Origin of the sequence: Pseudomonas fluorescens, assembly GCF_902498065.1 — a bacterium.
Lineage (GTDB): Bacteria > Pseudomonadota > Gammaproteobacteria > Pseudomonadales > Pseudomonadaceae > Aquipseudomonas > Aquipseudomonas fluorescens_BJ.
The window spans coordinates 1,612,227-1,635,104 of record NZ_CABVIR010000001.1 but is presented as its reverse complement, the minus strand read 5'-3'; the positions used below and the strand labels follow the sequence as shown (position 1 = coordinate 1,635,104).

General features: G+C 60.3%; 19 protein-coding genes. 9 read left to right on the top strand and 10 right to left on the bottom strand.

Annotated elements, in window-relative coordinates:
• Positions 1 to 220 precede the first annotated feature (220 nt).
• The 8 genes from F8N43_RS07680 (at position 221) to F8N43_RS07645 (ending at position 6,959) form a co-directional block, all read left to right on the top strand.
• A complete protein-coding gene (locus F8N43_RS07680; RefSeq protein WP_145314551.1) occupies positions 221 to 1,069 on the top strand; it encodes a transporter substrate-binding domain-containing protein in 849 nt (282 codons plus the stop codon).
• 52 nt (positions 1,070 to 1,121) lie between these two features.
• A complete protein-coding gene (locus tag F8N43_RS07675) occupies positions 1,122 to 1,784 on the top strand; it encodes an amino acid ABC transporter permease (protein ID WP_008033038.1) in 663 nt (220 codons plus the stop codon).
• 9 nt (positions 1,785 to 1,793) lie between these two features.
• On the top strand, positions 1,794 to 2,456 hold the full coding sequence (locus tag F8N43_RS07670; RefSeq protein ID WP_150630059.1) for an amino acid ABC transporter permease: 663 nt from the start codon (positions 1,794 to 1,796) through the stop codon (positions 2,454 to 2,456).
• On the top strand, positions 2,453 to 3,259 hold the full coding sequence (locus F8N43_RS07665; protein WP_150639063.1) for an amino acid ABC transporter ATP-binding protein: 807 nt from the start codon (positions 2,453 to 2,455) through the stop codon (positions 3,257 to 3,259). Before F8N43_RS07670 ends, F8N43_RS07665 begins: the two co-directional genes overlap by 4 nt.
• 31 nt (positions 3,260 to 3,290) lie before the next feature.
• The gene (locus F8N43_RS07660) at positions 3,291 to 3,680 is read left to right on the top strand and encodes a RidA family protein (protein WP_150630055.1); all 390 of its coding nucleotides are present in this window, start codon (positions 3,291 to 3,293) and stop codon (positions 3,678 to 3,680) included.
• Between the two features lie 170 nt (positions 3,681 to 3,850).
• Positions 3,851 to 4,615: an IclR family transcriptional regulator gene (locus F8N43_RS07655; RefSeq protein WP_008033782.1), complete on the top strand. Its 765-nt coding sequence runs from the start codon at positions 3,851 to 3,853 to the stop codon at positions 4,613 to 4,615.
• A gap of 41 nt (positions 4,616 to 4,656) precedes the next feature.
• Positions 4,657 to 5,874, top strand: a complete 1,218-nt coding sequence (locus F8N43_RS07650; protein ID WP_150653520.1) for an amino acid deaminase — start codon at positions 4,657 to 4,659, stop codon at positions 5,872 to 5,874.
• Between the two features lie 152 nt (positions 5,875 to 6,026).
• Positions 6,027 to 6,959: a sugar kinase gene (locus tag F8N43_RS07645; RefSeq protein WP_150630051.1), complete on the top strand. Its 933-nt coding sequence runs from the start codon at positions 6,027 to 6,029 to the stop codon at positions 6,957 to 6,959.
• Between the two features lie 138 nt (positions 6,960 to 7,097).
• Here the strand turns inward: F8N43_RS07645 and F8N43_RS07640 are convergent, their stop codons facing one another.
• Positions 7,098 to 7,373 (bottom strand): peptidylprolyl isomerase, encoded by a 276-nt coding sequence (locus F8N43_RS07640; protein ID WP_007898282.1) that lies wholly within the window; start codon positions 7,371 to 7,373, stop codon positions 7,098 to 7,100.
• A gap of 64 nt (positions 7,374 to 7,437) precedes the next feature.
• Positions 7,438 to 9,975: a PAS domain-containing protein gene (locus F8N43_RS07635; RefSeq protein ID WP_150639061.1), complete on the bottom strand. Its 2,538-nt coding sequence runs from the start codon at positions 9,973 to 9,975 to the stop codon at positions 7,438 to 7,440.
• A 119-nt stretch (positions 9,976 to 10,094) separates the two neighbouring features.
• On the opposite strand from F8N43_RS07635, the gene F8N43_RS07630 reads away from it, so the two are divergent.
• On the top strand, positions 10,095 to 11,204 hold the full coding sequence (locus tag F8N43_RS07630; RefSeq protein WP_150630088.1) for a PilT/PilU family type 4a pilus ATPase: 1,110 nt from the start codon (positions 10,095 to 10,097) through the stop codon (positions 11,202 to 11,204).
• Between the two features lie 46 nt (positions 11,205 to 11,250).
• Here F8N43_RS07630 and F8N43_RS07625 read toward each other — a convergent pair whose 3' ends face one another.
• From F8N43_RS07625 to F8N43_RS07590, 8 genes are all read right to left on the bottom strand, one after another.
• Complete coding sequence (locus tag F8N43_RS07625; protein ID WP_150653519.1) at positions 11,251 to 13,206, bottom strand: acetoacetate--CoA ligase; 1,956 nt, start codon at positions 13,204 to 13,206, stop codon at positions 11,251 to 11,253.
• Between the two features lie 79 nt (positions 13,207 to 13,285).
• On the bottom strand, positions 13,286 to 14,059 hold the full coding sequence (hbdH, locus tag F8N43_RS07620; protein WP_150630047.1) for a 3-hydroxybutyrate dehydrogenase: 774 nt from the start codon (positions 14,057 to 14,059) through the stop codon (positions 13,286 to 13,288).
• 7 nt (positions 14,060 to 14,066) lie between these two features.
• A complete protein-coding gene (locus F8N43_RS07615) occupies positions 14,067 to 15,458 on the bottom strand; it encodes a GntP family permease (protein WP_150630045.1) in 1,392 nt (463 codons plus the stop codon).
• Positions 15,459 to 15,743: 285 nt separating this feature from the next.
• Entirely contained in the window at positions 15,744 to 17,159 is a 1,416-nt protein-coding gene (locus F8N43_RS07610) for a sigma-54 interaction domain-containing protein (RefSeq protein WP_150653518.1), read from the bottom strand.
• Between the two features lie 141 nt (positions 17,160 to 17,300).
• Positions 17,301 to 18,881 carry an ABC transporter ATP-binding protein gene (locus F8N43_RS07605; protein WP_150630041.1) on the bottom strand — a complete coding sequence of 527 codons (1,581 nt, stop codon included), beginning with the start codon at positions 18,879 to 18,881 and terminating at the stop codon, positions 17,301 to 17,303.
• 14 nt (positions 18,882 to 18,895) lie between these two features.
• The gene (locus F8N43_RS07600; RefSeq protein ID WP_150630039.1) at positions 18,896 to 19,918 is read right to left on the bottom strand and encodes an ABC transporter permease; all 1,023 of its coding nucleotides are present in this window, start codon (positions 19,916 to 19,918) and stop codon (positions 18,896 to 18,898) included.
• A complete protein-coding gene (locus tag F8N43_RS07595) occupies positions 19,918 to 20,979 on the bottom strand; it encodes a microcin C ABC transporter permease YejB (RefSeq protein WP_150653517.1) in 1,062 nt (353 codons plus the stop codon). Before F8N43_RS07595 ends, F8N43_RS07600 begins: the two co-directional genes overlap by 1 nt.
• A complete protein-coding gene (locus F8N43_RS07590; protein WP_150639056.1) occupies positions 20,979 to 22,847 on the bottom strand; it encodes an extracellular solute-binding protein in 1,869 nt (622 codons plus the stop codon). The genes F8N43_RS07595 and F8N43_RS07590 overlap by 1 nt, the downstream gene beginning before the upstream one ends.
• Between the last annotated feature and the right edge of the window lie 31 nt (positions 22,848 to 22,878).

Below are 22,878 nucleotides of genomic sequence, written 5' to 3'. Positions count from 1 at the left end.
GGTGCTCAATTACCCACCGCCTGTGGTCAACGGTAGCGCCCATGTCTTGCGGAGTCCGGTAACACTTGTTGCCGGAATCTTCGCATCCCATTGATTCGATTTGAATTTCAATTGCCCTGTGATTTCCGGGCAGACCTGTGGCACACTTTCTGCTGTCTATTCCGTTGTTACATACCAAGTTCCGGTATAGCGGAATACACATCATCCTGGAGTGCTTGCCATGCATCGCCGACCTTCCTTGTTTAAAGCGTGTGTTTTTCTTTTTGCGGCTTCGGCTGCTGCTGTGGGTGTTGCCCAGGCGGCGGACAGCAAGCTCGATAGCGTGCTGGCCCGCGGGAAACTGATCGTGGGCACGGGCAGTACCAACGCGCCGTGGCATTTCCAGGGAGCGGACGGCAAGTTGCAGGGTTTCGATATCGATATCGGGCGGATGGTCGCCAAAGGGTTGTTCAACGACCCGAGCAAGGTCGAGTTCGTGGTGCAGTCGTCCGATGCGCGGATTCCCAACCTGCTGACCGACAAGGTCGACATGAGTTGCCAGTTCATTACCGTGACCGCCAGCCGCGCGCAACAGGTCGCGTTCACGCTGCCGTACTACCGCGAAGGCGTCGGCCTGCTGTTGCCGGCCAACAGCAAGTACAAGGAAATCGAAGACCTCAAAGCGGCCAATGACAGCGTGACCGTGGCAGTGCTGCAGAACGTTTACGCCGAAGAACTCGTGCACCAGGCGCTGCCCAAAGCCAAGGTTGATCAATACGACAGCGTGGATTTGATGTACCAGGCCGTGAACTCCGGCCGTGCCGACGCCGCTGCCACCGACCAGTCTTCGGTCAAGTACCTGATGGTGCAGAACCCTGGCCGCTATCGCAGCCCGGCTTACGCCTGGAGCCCGCAAACCTACGCGTGCGCAGTTAAGCGCGGCGATCAGGACTGGCTGAACTTCGTCAACACCACGTTGCATGAAGCCATGACCGGCGTTGAATTCCCGACCTACGCGGCGTCCTTCAAACAGTGGTTCGGTGTCGATTTGCCAACACCCGCGATTGGTTTCCCCGTCGAATTCAAATGACCCCGTGAGAGCGGGGCGCCTGTAACGCGCCCCGTTCAAGGTACTGCTGACCATGAACTATCAGTTGAACTTTGCCGCCGTGTGGCGCGATTTCGACACCTTGCTGGCGGGGCTCGGCCTGGGCCTGGAACTGGCGCTGGTGTCGATCGCCATCGGTTGCGTGATCGGCCTGATGATGGCGTTTGCCTTGCTGTCAAAGCATCGCGCGCTTCGGGTGATGGCGTCGGTGTATGTGACGGTGATCCGTAATACGCCGATTCTGGTGTTGATTCTGTTGATCTACTTCGCGTTGCCGAGCCTGGGGATTCGTCTGGACAAGATCCCGTCGTTCATCATCACGCTGTCGTTGTATGCCGGGGCGTACCTGACCGAAGTGTTCCGTGGCGGTCTGTTGAGCATTCCCAAGGGCCAGCGCGAAGCCGGGTTGGCGATCGGTCTCGGCGAGTGGCAGGTCAAGGCGTACGTCACTGTTCCGGTGATGCTGCGCAACGTGCTGCCGGCGTTGTCGAACAACTTTATTTCGCTGTTCAAGGACACCTCGTTGGCGGCGGCGATTGCCGTGCCGGAGCTGACCTATTACGCGCGCAAGATCAATGTCGAGAGCTACCGGGTGATTGAAACCTGGCTGGTGACCACAGCGCTCTATGTTGCGGCCTGTTACCTCATTGCCATGATGCTGCGTTACCTCGAGCAGCGTCTGGCGATCCGCCGATAGGAGGCTCTCATGTACGAATCACCCAGTTGGATGCATGAGTTATGGGTCGCCCGTGAAGTGTTGTGGCAAGGCTTCCTGACCAGTGTGCAGGTCTCGGCCCTGGCGATTTTGCTGGGCACGATGGTCGGTATCGTCGCGGGTCTGGTGCTGACCTACGGCAAATTCTGGATGCGCGCGCCGTTCCGTTTTTATGTGGACATTATTCGCGGCACGCCGGTGTTTGTATTGGTGCTCGCGTGCTTCTACATGGCGCCGGCACTGGGCTGGCAGATCAGTGCGTTCCAGGCCGGTGCCTTGGGGCTGACGCTGTTTTGCGGCTCGCACGTCGCCGAGATTGTGCGCGGTGCTCTGCAAGCTTTGCCCAGCGGTCAGATGGAGGCGAGCAAGGCGATTGGCCTGACGTTTTATCAATCGCTCGGTTACGTGTTGTTGCCTCAGGCGCTGCGGCAGATCTTGCCGACGTGGGTCAATTCCTCGACCGAGATCGTCAAGGCCTCGACGCTGCTGTCGGTGATCGGGGTCGCCGAGTTGCTGCTCAGCACCCAGCAGATCATCGCCCGGACGTTCATGACGCTGGAGTTTTACCTGTTCGCCGGATTTCTGTTTTTCGTCATCAACTACGCCATCGAATTACTCGGCCGGCACATTGAAAAGCGGGTGGCCTTGCCATGACTCAACCTTCGCTCTCTAACGTAAAAGATGCTCAAAACGCTCAGGCCCTGCTGGACATTCGCGGCCTGCACAAACAGTACGGCAAGCTCGAAGTGCTCAAGGGCGTCGACCTGACCCTGCAGCGCGGCAATGTGGTCACGCTGATCGGTTCGAGCGGTTCGGGCAAAACCACGCTGTTGCGTTGCGTAAACATGCTCGAAGAATTCCAGGGCGGCCAGATCGTGCTTGATGGCGAATCCATCGGCTATGACGAGGTCAACGGCAAGCGTGTCCGCCACCCGGAAAAAGTCATCGCTCGTCATCGCGCCATGACCGGCATGGCGTTCCAGCAGTTCAACCTGTTCCCGCACCTGACCGCGTTGCAGAACGTCACCCTCGGTTTGCTCAAGGTGAAAAAGCTGCACAAGGACGAAGCCGTCGCCCTCGCCGAAAAATGGCTCGAGCGCGTCGGTTTGCTGGAGCGCCGCGATCACTATCCCGGTCAGTTGTCCGGCGGTCAGCAGCAGCGCGTAGCGATTGCCCGGGCGATTGCGATGAACCCGAGCCTGATGCTGTTCGACGAAGTGACATCGGCCCTCGACCCGGAACTGGTGGGCGAAGTGTTGAACGTGATCAAGGGCCTGGCGGATGAAGGCATGACCATGTTGCTGGTGACCCACGAGATGCGTTTTGCGTTCGAGGTCTCGGACAAGATCGTTTTCATGAATCAGGGGCGGATCGAAGAGCAGGGGCCTCCCAAGGAGCTGTTCGAACGCCCGCAATCGCCGCGCCTTGCGGAATTTCTCAAGAACACGCGGTTTTAAAACGTCCACCTTTCAATCAGGAGAAACACTCATGAGCATTACTCGTTACGGCACCGGCAGCACCGCCGCTGGCGGCCAGCCTCGTCCATTCGCTCGCGCCGTTGAAGCCGATGGCTGGCTGCATGTTTCCGGCCAGGTGCCTGCGGTGGATGGCGAGATCATTGTGGGCGGCATTGTCGAGCAGACCCACCAGACCATGAAGAACCTGATCGCAATTCTCGAAGAGGCTGGTTATGGCCTGGAAGATGTGGTGCGTGCCGGGGTGTGGCTGGAGGATCCGCGGGATTTCACCAGTTTCAACAAGGTGTTCTCCGAGTACTTCAAATCTGAACACGCGCCGGCCCGGGCCTGTGTGCAGGCGAACATGATGGTCGACTGCAAGGTCGAGATCGACTGCGTCGCGTACAAGAAAAAGGCCTGAACCGAGTCGTGCCCATCGCTGGCAGGCCAGCTCCCACAGGATTCTATGGGCTGCCACAGATTGCAGACACACTCTCCATCCCTGTGGGAGCTGGCCTGCCAGCGATGGCGGCCTAACAGTCGCCACCGCACTCTGGTTAAACTCCCGGCACTTTAATGGGAACCACTGAAATGACCGAAGACACCATCAAGCGCCGGGCACGCGGTCTGGACCGGGCGTTCGATATCCTCGATTTCCTCAAGGAAATCGGCCAGCCCTTGCGTCCAAATGAAATCGCCAGTGGCATCGGCAGCCCGAAATCCACGGTCTACGAACTGGTGGCTTCACTGCTGGAACGACGGATCCTCGAGCCCGTGGGCAAGGACGGTCACGTCTACCTCGGCCGTCAGCTCTACTTCCTCGGGCAGGCGCATTTGCGTCATTTCGACCTGACCCGCGAGGCTGATCACGCTCTGCAGGAAATCGTCAGCCAGACCCACGAAACCGCGCAGATGTGCCTGCTCAACGGGCGTAAATACACCGTGGCATTGATGAAAGAGGGCGAGCGGCATTTCCGCATTTCCTCGGACATCGGCGAGAACGCGCCGATCCCCTGGACCGCGTCCGGGCGCCTGTTGCTGGCGCATCTGAGCGACCAGGAAATCATCGACCTGATCGATCACGACGACTTCATCCTGCCCAACGGCGAACGCCTGCCGCTGGAACAGTTTCTCGGTGAAATCCGTCAGGCCGGCATCGACGGGTTTTTCTCCTTTGATAGCGTCGCCGACACCTTTACCCATTGCTTCGCCGCCCCGGTCAAAGACCCGAACGGCGTGGCCATTGCGACCCTGTGCATCGTTGCCCCGCGGGCCGATGCCAAGACGCATTACAACGACTATCGCCGGGTGTTGATCGACAACGCCAACCGCCTGGCCCGTCGCATCAACGAATAACAGCGGCTATTCGCGGCCGCGAAAATGTGAGGAGTTCGACCATGTCTTCTGCCCAAAATACTGCTGCCGTGGAAAAGGGCTTTGCCCAGACCGGTGCCCACCTGGTGCGTGACGTCAGCCTGCCGGCGCTGGTGCTGCATCGCGAGGCGCTGGAACACAACATCCGCTGGATGCAGGCGTTCGTCAGCAACAGCGGCGCCGAACTCGCGCCTCACGGCAAAACCAGCATGACTCCGGCATTGTTTCGCCGCCAACTGGACGCCGGTGCCTGGGGCATTACCCTGGCCAGCGCCACGCAAACCCGCGCGGCATACGCCCATGGCGTGCGTCGAGTGTTAATGGCCAACCAATTGGTCGGTACGCCGAACATGGCGCTGATCGCCGACCTGCTGGCGGACCCGACCTTCGAGTTCCATTGCATGGTCGATCATCCGGACAACGTCGCTGACCTCGGCGCGTATTTCGCCTCGTGCGGTGTGCGCCTGAACGTGATGATCGAATACGGCGTGGTGGGTGGCCGTTGCGGTTGCCGGACCGAAGAGGAAGTGATCGCCCTGGCCAAAGCCATCAGCGCCCAACCGGCATTGGCGCTGACGGGCATCGAAGGTTACGAAGGCGTGATCCATGGTGATCATGCGGTCACTGGCATTCGTGAGTTCGCCGCTTCGCTGGTGCGCTTGGCGGTGCAGTTGCAGGACAGCGGCGCCTTCGCCATTGGCAAGCCGATCATCACGGCGTCGGGCTCGGCCTGGTACGACCTGATCGCCGAGTCGTTCGAAGCGCAGAACGCTGGCGGCCGTTTCCTCAGCGTGTTGCGCCCGGGCAGTTACGTGGCTCACGACCATGGGATTTATAAAGAAGCGCAATGTTGCGTGCTTGACCGTCGCAGCGACCTGCACGAAGGCCTGCGTCCGGCGCTGGAAGTCTGGGCGCATGTGCAATCGTTGCCGGAGCCGGGTTTTGCGGTGATCGCTCTGGGCAAGCGCGACGTGGCGTATGACGCCGGTCTGCCGGTGCCGTTGCTGCGTTACAAGGCCGGTGTGGTGCCGGCGAAGGGCGACGATGTCAGCGCCTGCAAGGTGACGGCGGTGATGGATCAGCATGCGTTCATGACCGTGGCGCCGGGGGTTGAACTACGGGTGGGCGACATTATTTCGTTCGGGACTTCGCACCCGTGCCTGACGTTCGACAAGTGGCGCACGGGGTGTCTGGTGGATGAGCAATTGAATGTCATCGAAACCATGGAAACCTGTTTCTAAGGTAAACCGAGGTGCGGCTATCGCGGGCAAGCCCGCTCCCACAGGGGGTTGCGAGTTGCCATAAATTGCAGTCACATCAAAAACTGTGGGAGCGGGCTTGCCCGCGATGAGGCCCGCCCAGACACCATCGAACGATCTGAGACACCACAATAATGAACACCATCAACACCCTCGGCCCCAACATCCCGCGCATCGCCCTGATCGGCGAATGCATGATCGAGTTGCAACACCGCGCCGACGGCAGTCTGCAACAGAGCTTCGGCGGCGACACCTTGAACACGGCGGTCTACCTGTCTCGGGAGCTGGGCACGGCCGGTTCGGTGGATTACGTCACCGCACTGGGCGATGACAGTTTCAGCGATGCCATGTGCCAAAGCTGGGCCGCCGAAAACATTGGCCTGGACAGGGTCCAGCGTTTACCCGGTCGCTTGCCCGGTTTGTACTGCATCCAGACCGACGCCGCCGGTGAACGGCGTTTTCTCTATTGGCGCAACGAGGCCGCCGTTCGCGATTGCTTTACCACGCCATCCGCCGCGCCGATTCTCGCGGCGCTGCCGGATTACGACGTGCTGTACTTCAGCGGCATCACCCTGGCGGTGCTCGGCGTGCAAGGTCGGGAGAAGTTGCTGGAAACCCTGATCGAAGCGCGGCAGCGCGATGCGCGGATTGTGTTTGATAACAACTACCGGCCACGTCTGTGGGCGTCGATCGAGGAGGCTCGGGCGGCGTATCGCAGCGTGTTGCCGTATATCGACCTGGCGTTGCTGACTGTCGATGACGAACAGGCGCTGTTCCATTTTTCCGATTGCGATGCAGTGTTCGCCGCTTACGAGCAAGTGGGCACGCCGGAAGTGGTGCTCAAGCGCGGCGCCGAAGCCTGCCTGATTCGCTGTGAGGGTGAGTCGTTCGAGGTGCCGGCGCAGCGCGTCGAGCGGGTGGTGGACACCACGGCGGCGGGGGATTCGTTCAGTGCGGCGTACCTGGCCAGTCGGCTCAAGGGCGGCAGCCCGGTCGAGGCGGCGCAGGCCGGGCATCGGTTGGCGAGTCGGGTGATTCAGGTGCCGGGGGCGTTGATTCCCCGATAAGGGTTGAATGGCCGCTGGCTGCGCCACCGGATCGCTGGCAAGCCAGCTCCCACAAGGGTTGTGTCGTACGCAAATGCGTGGTCAACGCAAATCCTGTGGGAGCTGGCTTGCCAGCGATGAGGCCCTCAAGCCAACCCATCAATCGCGATAAAACACCTGCACCAAGTGATACCCGAACTTGCTCTTGATCGGCCCATGCACCACCCGCAACGGCTTTTTGAAAATCACCGCATCAATCACGCCGACCATCTGCCCGGGCCGGACTTCACCGAGATCACCGCCGCGCTTGCCGGACGGGCAGGTGGAATATTTCTTGGCCAGCACATCGAAGGCTTCGCCCTTGGCGATGCGTTGTTTGAGTTGCTCGGCTTCTTCCGAGGTTTTCACCAGAATATGGCGGGCTTGAGCTTTCATTGGCAGTACCTTGCAACGGTGGTGGCTATGTGGGGGCCAGCGGGGCGCGCGATTATGCCTTAACTCACTCGGGTTGGCCGATCATCGTGCGAATCTTGTTGGCCAGCAGGTCAACCGAAAACGGTTTGGCCACCATGTCCATGCCTTCCTCGAGAAAGCCCTGGCGCTCGGTGGCCATTTCCGCGTAACCGGTCATGAACAGCACTTTGAGCTCGGGACGGTGCTGCCGGGCGATTTCTGCCAGTTGCCGACCGTTCATGCCCGGCAGCCCGACATCGGTCACCAGCAGATCGATCCGCAGACCGGATTCGAGCAGGGGCAGGGCGGTCTTCGCATCCTCGGCCTCGTGGGCGCGATATCCCAGCTCCTTGAGCAGATCAAACACCAGCATGCGCACTGCCGGATCATCTTCCACCAACACCACGGTTTCCCCGGCTATCGCGGAGGGCGCCTCGCCGATGACCGGTGATCGCACATCTTCCTGGTCCACTCCCTGCAACCGCGGCAAGAACAAACGCACGCTGGTGCCCTGGCCGGGCAGGCTGAACAAGCTCACGTGGCCGCCCGACTGCTGGGCAAAACCGTAGATCATCGACAAACCCAGCCCCGTGCCCTGACCGATTGGTTTGGTGGTGAAGAATGGATCGAACGCCTTGGCCAACACTTTGGGGGTCATGCCGGTGCCGTTGTCACTGACGGCGATCATCAGATAATCCCCGGCCTTGACCGGTTCCAGAATGTTGATGTCACTGCTGTCCAGATAGACATTGGCGGTTTCGATGCGCAACTCGCCGCCATCAGGCATGGCATCACGCGCATTGATTACGAGGTTGAGCAGAGCGTTTTCCAGTTGGCTGACGTCGGTGCTGACCGGCCAGGCTTCATCGGCCAATTGCAGTTTCAGTTCGATGTGATCGCCCTTGGTGCGGCTGAGCAAGTCTTCCAGAGAATGAATCAGCTCGTTGGCGTTCAGCGGCTTGCGATCCAGCGACTGGCGCCGGGAGAAGGCAAGCAGGCGATGAGTCAGGGCGGCCGCGCGGTGGGCTGAGGACACCGCCGCTTCGGTGAAACGGCCGATCTCGGCGGCACGCCCATCGGCGATGTAGCGCTGCATCAGGTCAAGGCTGCCGATGATCCCGGTGAGCATGTTGTTGAAGTCATGGGCGATACCGCCGGTGAGCTGGCCGACCGCTTCCATTTTTTGCGCATGGCGCAAGGCGTCTTCGGCACGCTCGCGTTCGAACATTTCGTTTTGCAAGCGCTGGTTGGCTTCGGCCAATTGCTGGGTACGGGCGGCGACGCGTTCCTCAAGGGTTTCGTTGAGGTTGCGCAAGGCTTCTTCGGTCTGTTTGCGCTCGGTTTCGTCGATCACGAAGATGTAGAAACCGTTCACCGCACCATCCGACCCGTGGCGCGGCAGATAATTCATCAAGGCCTGACGGGTGCCGCCGTCACGATGCGGCGTGCTGATGCTGAAACAGCAGGTTTTGCCCGCCAGCGCATCGGCGATGTATTCGGCGCGCAAGGCGTAGGCTTCTTCCCCCAGCACCTCATGAATGGTCCGACCGTAAAGCTCCTGAGGTGTCAGGCCATACCAGTCGAGGTACGCCGCGTTGTTCAGGCGAAAGCGTTCTTCGCTGTCGACGTAACTGATCAGGATCGGCATGGCGTTGATGATCAGTTGCAGCTCGGTCTGACTCTGGCGCAAGGCTTGTTCGATGTGTTTTCGTTCGGTCAGGTCCAGCGCGGCGCCGAGGAAACGGATCGGCCGGCCATGGTGGTCCTTGTAGCAACGGCCCCGGGCAAACACCCAGTGCAACTGGCCGTCGGGTTGCAACAGGCGATATTCCTCGGCGTATTCGCTGCCGTGGGTAATGCACTGCTTGATGCCGCGAGTGACCATCGATCGGTCTTCCGGGTGCACCGCTTCGAGATAAGCACTGATGGGCAACTGACTGGCGAGTAGCGGGTCGATGCCGTGCAATTGGGCGAAATGCGCGTCGGCGATGAAGCGGTCTTCGCTGATGTCCCAGTCCCAGGTGCCGACAGCGTCGGTGGCGGCCAGCGCCAGTTGCAGGCGTTCCTCGGTCTCGCGCTGAGCTTTCAGGCTGGCCGCCGAACGCTGCTCCAGTTCAAGGGCGATGCGTCGGCGTTCGTTGGTTTCGATGGCCGTGACCAGAATCCCGGCGACCTCGGCGCGTTCATCGCGGATCGGACTGTAGGTCAAATCCAGCCAGAAGTCGGAATCATCCCCGTCGCGTTGCAGGGTGAAGCGCTGTTCGCTGTAGGTCCGCACCTGGCCTTGTAGGACGGCGCTGTAAATCGGGTCGGTAAAGTCTTTGAGTTCTGGCCAGATCTGGTGCGTTGGTTGTCCGAAAGCGTGTGGATGCTTGCTGCCGGCCAGTAATGCGAAGCCATCGTTATAGATCTGTGTGAGTTCCGGCCCCCAGAGCAGCAGCATCGGCATCGGTGAGTGAATCACGATGTCCACCGCTGTGCGCAGGCTCTGCGGCCAGGCACTGGCGGCGCCGAGCGGGGTGCTCGACCAGTCCAGTCTGGCAATCAAGGCCTGGGCATCGCTGCGGGTGGGTGCTGCGTTCATCACGGTGTCCTGCATGTCGGTCGGTGTAGCGGCGTCTACTATCCTAGGGGGGTAGGCGCTGAATGACCGGTTTTTTGGGTCATTTCTGTTCATTGAATGCTTCGCGGGTGCTTTTTGCCATGGAAATCGATGCGCTGTTGAATACCCTGTCCAGCCAGGAAGGGTCCGATCTGTACCTGTCCACCGGCGCGCCACCCTGCGCACGGATTGACGGTGTGCTCAAACCCTTGACTGACCAGCCGTTCAAACCGGGGGCAATTGCCGCCATGGCCGCGTCCATCATGGACGCCGAACAGCGACTGGAGTTCGATCGGGAGCTGGAGATGAACCTGGCGATCTCTTTGGCGGGTGTCGGGCGTTTTCGGGTCAATATTTTCAAGCAACGCAACGATGTGTCGATTGTGGTGCGCAACATCAAACTCGACATTCCGCGCTTCGAAGACCTCAAGTTGCCCCCCGTGCTGCTGGAAACGGTGATGCTCAAACAAGGGCTGATGCTGTTCGTCGGCGCCACCGACTCGGGCAAGTCTACCTCACTGGCGGCGTTGATCGATTACCGCAACCGCCATAGCAGCGGCCATATTGTCACCATCGAAGACCCGATCGAGTACATCCACCGGCACAAAAAATCGATCATCAATCAGCGCGAGGTCGGCGTCGATACCCGCAGTTTTCATGCCGCGTTGAAAAACACCTTGCGCCAGGCGCCCGACGTGGTGCTGATTGGTGAGATCCGCGATCGCGAGACCATGGAACACGCGCTGGCGTTTGCCGACACCGGGCATTTGGTGATTTCCACCTTGCATGCTCATAACGCCCATCAGGCGCTGGATCGCATTATCAATTTGTTCCCGGAAGAACGGCGGACACAACTGCTGCATGACCTGGGCAACCATCTTAAAGCGTTCGTTTCCCAACGTCTGGTGCGCACCCGTGACGGACAACGCAGGGCGGCGGTAGAGGTGATGCTGGGCACGCCGACCATTGGCGACCTGATACGGCGCAATGAATTCGACGAGCTCAAAGGGATCATGGAAAAGTCGACGGAGCAGGGCATGCAGACGTTCGATTGCGCGCTGTATGCATTGGTGATCGAAGGCGCGATCGACGAAGAAGAGGCGTTGAAACATGCGGACTCGGTGAACAACTTGCGCCTGCGGCTGAAGCTGCATGCCGACGCGTCACCCGGCCCCCATGCTCCGCCCGGCGAATGGGGCCTGATGGACTGACCCACATCCCCCTTTGCAGGCGCCGGCTCCTGCAAAGGGGCGTGTTTCAGGTGTTGAGCTCAGGGCGATTGCGGAATTGTTCCAACGCTTCGGGATTGGCCAGCGCATCGGTGTTTTTCACCGGTTCGCCCTGCACCACATTCCTCACCGCCAACTCGACCACTTTGCCGCTGATCGTACGCGGAATGTCGGTCACCGCGACAATCTTCGCCGGTACGTGGCGCGGCGTGGTGTTGGCGCGGATGACCTGGCGAATCTGCTGTTGCAGTGTTTCGTCCAGTTCGACCCCCTCGGCCAACCGTACGAACAACACCACCCGCACGTCGTCCTGCCATTGCTGACCGATGGCCACGCTGTCGATAACCTGCGGGACTTTTTCCACCTGACGGTAAATCTCCGCCGTGCCGATGCGCACGCCGCCAGGGTTGAGGACCGCGTCGGAACGCCCATGGATCATCATCGCGCCGTGAGCCAGTTGTTCGGCGTAATCGCCCTGGGCCCAGACTTCGGGGAACAGGCTGAAGTAAGACGCGCGCAGCTTTTCCCCGGTCGGGTCATTCCACAGGCCGACGGGCATGGCCGGGAAGTGTCGGGTGCAGACCAGTTCGCCCTTTTCGCCAATGACCGCAAGACCGGCATCGTTCCAGACCTCGACGGCCATACCGAGGCTCTTGCCCTGGATTTCGCCGCGACGCACGGCCAACAACGGATTGCCGTTCACGAAGCATGAAACGATGTCGGTGCCACCGGACATCGACGCCAGGCACACGTCGGCCTTGAGGTCGCGGTAGACGTAGTCGTAGCTTTGCGGCGACAGCGCAGAACCGGTGCACAGCAGCGTTTGTAGGCTGCCCAGATCATGAGTTTGCCGCGGCTTCACGCTGTTGCTTTCCAAGCTCGCGAGGTATTTGGGGCTGGTGCCGAACACGCTGATGCGCTCGTCGTCGATCAGGTCGATCAAGCGCTCCGGACCGGGATGAAACGGCGAGCCGTCGTACAGTACGACGGCGCTGTCCACCGCCAGGGCCGACACCAGCCAGTTCCACATCATCCAGCCGCAGGTGGTGTAGTAAAACAACCGATCGCCGGGCCCGAGATTGCAATGCAGGCCGTGTTCCTTGACGTGTTGCAGCAGCACGCCGCCGGTGCTGTGGATGATGCATTTGGGCACGCCGGTGGTGCCACTGGAATAGAGGATGTACAGCGGATGGGCGAAGGGTACGGCGACAAAATCCGGCTCACCGCCTGGTGCGTAGAACTCATCCCAAAGTGTCACGTTCGCCTGGGTATGGAAGTCTTCGACGTGCGCCTGTGGTTGCGCGTAAGGCACCACGATCAGCTGTTGCAGGGAGGGCAGGCGTTCAAGGATTTCGTTGACCTTGGCGCGTTGGTCGATGTCTTTGCCGGCATAACGGTAACCGGCGCAGGTGATCAGCACCTTCGGTTCGATCTGGCCGAAGCGGTCGATGACGCCCTGGGTGCCGAAATCCGGCGAGGAGCAGGACCAGATGGCCCCGAGGCTGGTAGTGGCTAGCATGGCGACCAGGGTTTGCCAGGTGTTCGGCATGCACGCGGCGACGCGGTCGCCGAGGCCGACACCGGCGGCGATCAGGCTGTTCTGGAAACCGGCGACATGCTCGGCCAATTCGGCCCAGGTGAGTTGTTCGCGTTGGCCGTTCTCGCCGATGGCGACCACGGCGACGGCATCGTCACGACGGCGCAACAAGTGCTCGGCGAAGTTCAGCGTTGCACCGGGAAACCACTGCGCGCTGGGCATGTGCTCGCCTTCGATCAGAACCGCGTCGGGTTGATCGTGGAAGCGGATATCAAAGAAGTCGACGATGGCTTGCCAGAAGTCGACCCGCTGATCAATGGACCATTGATGCAGATCGGCATAGTCGGCGATATCGAGGTGATGTCGCTGATTGATAAAGCGCCGAAAGGCCTCCATGCGGGTTTTGGCGATGCGTTTGGGGTCAGGTTGCCAGAGGATGTCGGACATTTTTTGCCTCTTCTTTTTCTATTTCGAGATCCAATCGCCGGCTTGCCGGCGATGAACGATTACACGGTCTATCGCCCAATCACTGCGCCAACCACCCACCATCAATATTCCACGCCGCACCGCGCACCTGGCTGCCGGCCTCGCTGCACAAGAACAGCACCAGTTCACCCAATTGCGGCGGCGTGACGAACTCCAGCGACGGCTGTTTCTCAGCCAGCAAATCGTGCTGCGCCTGCTGCGGATCAACCCCTTTGGCGATGCGGTCGTCGATCTGCTTCTGCACCAACGGCGTCAACACCCAGCCAGGACAGATTGCGTTGCAAGTCACATTGGTGGTGGCTGTTTCCAGGCCGACCACTTTGGTCAGACCGATCACCCCGTGCTTGGCCGCGACGTAGGCCGCCTTACCCACCGATCCCACCTGGCCATGCACCGAGGCGATATTGATAACCCGGCCCCAACCCTTGGCGCGCATACCCGGCAGGCTCAAACGGGTGCTGTGAAACACCGACGACAGGTTGATTGCAATGATCGAGTCCCAGCGCTCCACGGGAAAATCTTCCACCGCCGCCACGTGCTGAATGCCGGCGTTGTTGACCAGAATGTCCACGCCGCCGAACTCACGCTCGGCGTAGGCGATCATGTCGGCAATCTGCGCCGGGTCGCTGACATCGGCGGGGTGATGACCGACCTTGCCGCCGAACTGTTCGACCTCGGCAATCACTGTGGAGGCATCGCCGAAACCGTTGAGAATCAGGTTCGCGCCAGCCTTGGCCAGGCTGAGGGCGATGCCCAGGCCGATGCCGCTGGTGGAACCAGTGACCAGAGCGGTCTTGCCCGAAAGAGTCGTCATGAATACCTCACACAATGCCAGTGGCGTAGAAAGTACCGATCACCACAAAAACCGCCAGGGTCTTGATCAGCGTAATACAGAAAATGTCTTTGTAGGCTTCGCGGTGGGTCAGGCCGGTCACCGCCAGCAAGGTGATGACTGCGCCGTTGTGCGGCAGGGTATCCATGCCGCCGCTGGCCATCGCGGCCACCCGGTGCAGCACTTCCAGAGGGATGTTGGCCGCATGGGCCGCGGCGATGAAGTCATTGGCCATGGCCGCCAGAGCGATGCTCATGCCGCCCGATGCGGAGCCGGTGATGCCGGCCAGCAAGGTGACGGTGATCGCTTCGTTGACCAGCGGGTTGGGAATACTTTTGAGCCAGTCGGCCAGCACCAGGAAGCCCGGCAGCGAGGCGATCACCGCACCAAAGCCGTATTCCGACGCCGTGTTCATCGCTGCCAGCAATGAACCGCTGACCGCACTTCTGCTGCCTTCGGCCAACTTGCCGCGAATCGCCTGGAAGCCGAACACCAGCACCATGATGATGCCGACCAGCAACGCTGCCTGAACCGCCCAGATGGCTGTGAGTTTGGCGACTTCGGTGGTCACCGGTGCAGCCATCCCCGGCAGCGCGAGGCTGTGGGTCTTGCCGTACCACTGGGGAATCCATTGGGTAAACAGCAGGTTCATGATGCCAACGGCCAGCAACGGCGACAGCGCGATCCACGGATTTGGCAGCTTGATATCGGCGGCGGTTTCCGGCTCGTTGCGCAGTTCGGTGCCGTAGCCTTCACCCGAAGTCTGAGCCTTGTTGCGCTGGCGCTGCAGAAACAGCATGCCGGCGCAGACCACGAAGATTGAGCCGATCAAACCCAGCCACGGCGCCGCCCACGCGGTGGTGTTGAAGAAAGTGCTGGGGATGATGTTCTGGATTTGCGGGGTGCCGGGCAGGGCATCCATGGTGAACGAGAAGGCACCGAGGGCAATGGTCGCCGGGATCAACCGCTTGGGAATATTGCTCTGGCGGAACATCTCGGCCGCGAACGGGTAGACCGCAAACACCACCACAAACAGCGACACGCCGCCGTAAGTGAGCAGGGCGCAGACCAGCACGATCACCAGCATTGCCTGACGGGTGCCGAGCAAGCGAATCGCTGCCGCAACGATGGAGCGCGAGAAACCCGACAACTCAATCAGCTTGCCGAACACCGCACCGAGCAGGAACACTGGAAAATACAGTTTGATGAAGCCGACCATTTTCTCCATGAACACCCCGGTGAAAGCGGGAGCGACGGCGGACGGGTCGGTGAGCAGAACGGCGCCGAGGGCGGCAATCGGGGCAAAGAGGATAACGCTGTAGCCACGGTAGGCCGCGAGCATCAGCAGCGCGAGGGCTGCCAAGGCAATGATCACACTCATGGTGTGTCTCCTGGATTGTTATTTTTGTGGGGTGAAGCTGTGTGGGGGAGGGCTTTAGCGAGTTTCGTGCCAGACATGCAACATATTGAAATATAAGGATATTTCTTGAGTTTGTTATGTAGGGGGACGATTGATAGTCTCTGATGTGAGACGTGTGCTGGCAGTGTGACCTCATCGCGAGCAGGCTCGCTCCCACAGTTGACCGAATTTCTCTGGTGAAATGCATAACCTGTGGGAGCGGGCCTGCTCGCGCTGGTCTGTCTAACAATGGAGATGTATGTCTCTTTATGGAGACTCTGCAATCCCCAGTGCCACCATCTTCTTGTACAACGTCGACCGCCCAAGCCCCAACCGAGCCGCTGCTTCAATCACCTTGCCCCCGCATTGCGCGAGGGCGGATTCAATCAGTTGCCGGTCAAATCGTTCACGAGCCTCGCTGAAGGTCTCATGTACAACCGATTCAATCATTGAGGGCGCCGTGCGTTCGACCGGCGTTAACGTACCAATCGCAGCGCGGATATCCTGCGCATTCAGCATCAGGTTGTCACTGAGCAACGCCGCCCGTTCGAGCACGTTGCGCAACTCGCGAATGTTCCCCGGCCAGGCGTGTTGAGCCAGCAGCTCCAGCGCCTCGCGGTTCAGTTCGTGCTGACTGCGCAACTCCTCAAGGATGGCTTCACTGAGCGCCGGCAAATCATCGAGGCGATCACGCAGCGGCGGGACCTGGATCGGCAGCACATTGAGGCGGTAATACAAGTCGGCGCGAAACTCGCCGTGTTTAATCGCGGCTTCAAGGTCGGTGGAGGTCGCGGCGATCACCCGCACATCGCTCTGAATCACTTCGTTGGACCCGACCGGTTCGAATTCCTTTTCCTGCAGCACCCGCAGCAGCTTGCTTTGCAGCGGCAGCGGCATGTCGCCGATTTCATCGAGGAATAACGTGCCGCCCTGTGCAATCTGCAACTTGCCGACACGACCCTTGCGATCGGCACCGGTAAACGCGCCAGGGGCGGTGCCGAAGAATTCGGCCTCGAGCAGCGCCTCGGGAATCGCTGCGCTGTTGATGCTGACGAACGCCTTGTGCGCACGGGGTGATGCGCCATGAATCGCCTGGGCCAGCAATTCTTTGCCGGTGCCGGTTTCGCCCAGCAGCAACACCGGAGAATCAGCACTGGCACTGCGCCGGGCGCGGCGTTTGACTTCGAGGCTGGCGGCGCTGGTACCAATAAAGTGTGCAAAGTTGTACTTGGTTTGCCTTGCGCGCAGCAGCGAGCGGGTGGAGGCCAGTTCCTCCTGCATGCTCATGTAGCGCTTGAGCATCGGCGACAGGCTGCGCAACTCGTCGAACAGCGCAAAACCAATCGCACCGATCACCACGCCGGCATCGTCGTGGATTGGCAGGCGCATCACCACCAAGGGTTCTTTGGGCGTGTCCTGCATGTCGAGCAGAATCGGTCGGCCGGTGCGCACCACTTCCCGTAGCAGGCTGCCGGGGATCACGCTTTCGCAGGCCTTGCCAATCGCCACTTCCGCCGATTCGAGACCGAAGCGTCGGGCGTAACGCTCGTTCATCCAGACGATGTTCGCGTCGCGATCGACAATCACCGTGCCTTCGCTGGACTGCTCAATGATCTCGAACAGGGAGCGGATCGCCAACAGGCGAACGCGCTGGTAATCCTTGAGGCTTTCGGTGGTGTTCATGAGTGTCATATCCAAAAGGTTTGGTGTCTTCGCGGGCGTCTTCGCGAGCAGGCTCGCTCCCACAGTAGATCTGTGTCGTTCACAAATCCCCTGTGGGAGCGAGCCTGCTCGCGATGGCCGCTACGCGGTTCAACGACAGGATTATGCCGACTGCAGATGCGCCGCCGCCAACAGCTCTTTGGTGTACGGATGCTGCGGCGAATCAAACACATCGTGGCTGGCACCGCTTTCCACCACTTTGCCGTCCTTGATCACGATCATGTCGTGGGCGAGGGCGCGCACCACCGCCAGGTCGTGGCTGATAAACAGGTACGTCAGGCCGTGCTTTTCCTGGAGTTGGCGCAACAGCGCGACCACTTGCTTCTGCACGGTGCGGTCCAGCGCCGAGGTCGGTTCGTCCAGCAGGATCAGCGCCGGTTTCAGCACCAGCGCCCGAGCGATGGCGATGCGTTGGCGTTGGCCGCCGGAGAACTCGTGGGGGTAGCGATGGCGACTTTGCGGGTCGAGGCCGACTTCCTGCAGTGCGCGAATCACTTCGGCCTTGCATTCGTCCGCCGTCAATTGGCTGTGAACCTCAAGGCCTTCGCTGATGATCTGCGCCACGGACATCCGCGGACTCAGGCTGCCGAAGGGGTCCTGGAACACCACCTGCATTTTCTTGCGCCATGGCCGCAGCTGCTTTTGTGTCAAACCGTCCAGCGCTTCACCCTGAAAACGAATACTGCCTTCGGAATCGAGCAGGCGCAGGATCGCCTGGCCCAGTGTGGATTTGCCGGAACCGGATTCACCGACAATGCCCAGCGTCTTGCCGCGCTGGACATTCAGGCTGATGCCATCCACCGCGTGCAAATACGTTTTGCGCTGGAACAGTCCGCCGCTCAGGGCAAAACGCACGGAAAGATTTTCCACTTCCAGAACGTTCTCGCGTGGGTCCCGGGGCAGGGCTTCGCCTTCCGGTTCGGCATTGAGCAGCACGCAGCTGTAGGGATGTTTCGGCTCGGTGAACAGCGTTTCGCACGGCGCTTGTTCAACGATTTCCCCGGCCTTCATCACGCACACGCGCTGAGCGATGCTGCGCACCAGATTGAGGTCGTGGCTGATCAGCAGCAATGACATGCCGAGCCGCTGTTGCAGGGATTTGAGCAGGATCAGGATCTTGCGCTGCACCGTGACGTCGAGCGCGGTGGTGGGCTCGTCGGCGATCAGCAACTCCGGTTCGCAGGCCAGCGCCATAGCGATCATGACCCGTTGCCGTTGGCCGCCGGAAAGCTGATGCGGATAGGCCTTGAGCCGTTCTTTGGGCTTTTGGATACCCACGAGGTGCAGCAACTCAAGAATCCGTGCCTGTGCCGCTTTACCGGTCAGGCCCTTGTGCAACAGCAGGGTTTCGCCGATCTGCTTTTCAATGCTGTGCAGCGGATTGAGCGAGGTCATCGGTTCCTGGAAGATCATCGCGATGCGGTTGCCGCGCAACTCCCGCAACACCTTCGAAGAGGCGCCGAGCAGCTCCTTGCCACGATAGCGGATGCTGCCGGTGGTTTCGGTGCCGGTCTCGGGCAGCAATTGCAGGATCGAGTGCGCGGTCACCGATTTGCCGGAACCCGACTCACCCACCAGCGCCAGGCATTCACCGGGGCGGATGTCCAGACACAGGTTACGCACCACGGCCTGGCCACTGAAGGCCACGCAGAGGTCACGGATTTCGATCAGGTTGTTACTCATATCAACAGTCCGCGTCAGGATCGAGGGTCAAAGGCATCTCGCAACGCCTCGCCGATAAACACCAATAAAGAAAGGATCAGCGCGAGGGTGAAAAACGCGGTCAGCCCCAGCCACGGTGCTTGCAGGTTCTGCTTGCCCTGACCGATCAGTTCGCCCAGCGAGGCACTGCCGGCCGGCATGCCGAAACCGAGGAAGTCCAGCGCGGTGAGCGTCGAAATGGCCCCGGTCAAAATGAACGGCAGGTAACTCAGCGTCGCGTTCATCGCGTTCGGCAAGATGTGCCGAACGATGACTTTGCGGTCGGTCAGGCCCAGTGCCCGTGCGGCTTTGACGTATTCGAGGTTGCGCCCGCGCAGGAACTCGGCACGCACCACGTCCACCAGCGCCAGCCAGGAAAACAACGCCATGATCCCCAGTAGCCACCAGAAATTCGGCTCGACGAACCCCGACAGGATGATCAGCAGGTACAACACCGGCAATCCCGACCAGACTTCCAGCAAGCGCTGACCGATCAGGTCGACCCAGCCGCCGTAATAGCCTTGAAGCGCCCCGGCGGCGATGCCGATCAGTGCGCTGACAACGGTCAGCATCAGTGCAAACAGAATCGACACCCGTGCGCCAAATATCACCCGCGCCAACACGTCGCGCGCCTGGTCGTCGGTGCCCAGCCAATTGACATTCGACGGCGGGCTCGGCGCGGGTTTGTTCAAGTCATAGTTGGGCGTGTCGTCGCTGAATGGAATCGGCGGGAACAGTAACCAGCCGCCGTCCTTTTTGATCAGCTTCTGAACATAGTCGCTGCGGTAGTCCGCCTGGAACGGCAGTTGCCCGCCGAATTCCTGCTCGGTGTAGCGCTTGAAGGCCGGGAAGTACAGCGAGCCCTGATAACTGACCACCAGCGGTTTGTCGTTGGCGATCAGCTCGCCGCCGAGGGTCAGCATAAACAGGCCGATAAACAACCACAGCGACCACCAGCCACGGCGGTTTTTCTTGAATCGTTCGAAACGGCGGCGCGCCAACGGCGAAAGCTTGAGCATCAGGCGTTCCTCGCGGCGAAGTCGATACGCGGGTCGACCAGCGTGTAGCACAGGTCGCCGACCAGTTTTATCAGGAGGCCGAACAGCGTGAAGATGAACAGCGAACCGAACACCACCGGATAGTCCCGCGACACCGCGGCTTCGTAACTCATGCGGCCCAGGCCATCGAGGGAAAAGATCACCTCGATCAGCAGCGAGCCGGCAAAAAACACGCTGATGAACGCCTGAGGAATGCCCGACACCACCAGCAGCATGGCGTTGCGGAACACGTGGCCGTACAGCACGCGGCGTTCACTCATGCCTTTGGCCCGCGCCGTGACCACGTACTGGCGAGTGATTTCATTGAGGAAGGAGTTTTTGGTCAGGATGGTCAATGTGGCAAATCCACCGATGACCAGCGCTGTGACGGGTAATACCAGGTGCCAGAAGTAGTCGGCGATCTTGCCCACGGTGGACAGCGATTCGAAGTTGTCCGAGACCAGGCCACGCACCGGGAACCAGTTCAGCGACGTGCCTCCGGCAAACACGACGATCAGGAACATCGCAAACAGGAACGCCGGCATCGCGTAGCCAATGATGATCGCGGTGCTGCTCCAGATGTCGAAATGGCTGCCGTGGTGCACGGCTTTGCGTATGCCCAGCGGGATCGACACCAGGTAGGTGATCAGCGTGGCCCAGAGCCCGAGGGAAATGGTCACCGGCATTTTTTCGAGAATCAGGTCGGTGACCGTGGCGCCGCGGAAAAAGCTCTTGCCGAAATCCAGTTGCGCATAACTTTTGAGCATCAGCCACAGACGCTCGTACGCCGGTTTGTCGAAGCCGTACTGTTTTTCGATTTCCTTGATCAGTTGCGGGTCGAGGCCGCGACTGGCTCGCGAACTGCCGCTCATGACCTCGCTGGAACCGCCGCCCACGCTGGCCCCGCCGATGCCTTGCAAGTGAGCGATCGCCTGTTCCACCGGTCCGCCCGGTGCGGCCTGAACGATGACGAAGTTGACCAGCAGAATGATCACCAGCGTCGGAATGATCAGCAGCAGGCGCCGCAGAATATAAGCCCACATCAGTGCGGCCCTCCGGGTTTGCCGCGCTTGATCAGTTCGGCAGTCATCTGTTGATTGGTCAGCGGGGTGGTGCTCACTTCCCACCAACTCTCGATGGCTTCGTCATTGGCCGCTTGCACGCTGGGAATGCCGAAACGGTTCCACCACACGGTTGAACTGCCCGGCGGGTAATAGTTGGGAATCCAGTAGTAGTTCCATTGCAGTACCCGGTCGAGGGCATGGGCGTAGCGCAACATGTCGGCCTGGGTGGTGGCGCGGACGAGGCCGTTGACCAGCGTATCGACCGCCGGATTCTTCAACACCATGTAGTTGTTGGAGCCCGGATCGTTGGCCGCTGCCGAACCAAAGTAATTGTTCAACTCGTTGCCCGGCGACGTGGTGACCGGGTAGCCGGTGACGATCATGTCGTAATCCCGGGACATCAGGCGATTGACGTACTGCGAGGAGTCGATTCGGCGGATGTTCAGGTCGATGCCGATCTGCTTCAGCGTGCGCTTGTAGGGCAGCAGCAAACGGTCCATGCCGTTCTGGCTGACCAGGAAGGTGAAGCTCAGCGGCTTGCCCTCGGCATTCACCAGTTGATCGCCATCGGGTGTCCAGCCGGCCTGTTCGAGCAAATCCAGCGCTTGCAGTTGTTTGTCGCGGATCACGCCACTGCCGTCGGTTTTCGGTGCTTCGAAGACTTTGGTAAATACTTCGTCGGGGATCTGTCCGCGCAGGGGTTCAAGAATCGCCAGTTCGGCGGCGTCCGGCAGGCTGCGGGCGGCGAGGGCGGTGTTGGAGAAGAAGCTCTGCTGGCGGATATAGAGGTCGCGCATCATCTGCCGGTTGCTCCATTCGAAATCCCACAGCATCACCAGCGCCTGACGGACACGGCGGTCCTGGAACATCGGATTTTGCAGATTGAACACAAAGCCCTGGGCCGACTGCGGCGCTTCTCTGGCCAGGTGCGACTTTTGCAGGCGACCGTCGCTGAGGGCCGGGCCTTCGTAGCCGATGGAATAACCGGTGGCGGAGAATTCACGGTTGTAGTCGTAGGCTCCGCCGCGCAACACCTGACGCGCCACATCGGTATCACCGAAATACTCGATGCTGAAGTGATCGAAATTGTAGAGCCCACGGCTGACTGGCAAGTCCTTGCCCCACCAGTCCGGATTGCGTTCGAAGGTGATACTGCGTCCGGAATCGACCTTGCCCACCTTGTACGGGCCGCTGCCCAAGGGGGGCTCGTAACCACCGCCGCTGGCGAAGTCGCGGGTTTTCCACCAATGCTCGGGAAATACCGGCAAAGTCGCGATGTCGAGGGGCAGGGTGCGGTTTTCGTTGGTCTTGAAGTCGAAACGAACGGTGCCCGGCGATTCCACCTCGACGCCTTTGACGTCGGCGAACTGGGTGCGATATCGCAGGCTGCCCTGGGTCATCAGCAGGTCGAAGGTGTAGCGCACGTCTTCGGCGGTGATCGGCTTGCCATCGGCGAAGCGGGCCTTGGGGTTGAGGTAGAAACGCAGGGACAAACCGTCTTCGGAGCGCTCCATCTTCTGCGCTACCAGGCCATAAACGGTGTAAGGCTCGTCCAGCGAGCGCTGGGCCAGCGGCGAATAGATCAAACCGTCGATCTGCGTCACGCCGATGCCTTTGTCTATATAAGGCAGGACATGATCGAAATGCCCGATCTCGATCGCCGAGCGACGCATTGTCCCGCCCTTTGGCGCTTGCGGATTGGTGTAGGCAAAATGACTGAAGCCGGCAGGGTATTTCGCTGGCTCGCCATAGACGGTCAGCGCATGTTGCGGTGCGGCGTTCACACCGGCGGCGCCCAACAACAGGGCCACGGCAGTGAACAGCAAAGTAGGGAAAGCCAGTCGCATTGTCAGCCTTAGAGCCGGGTAATCGATAACC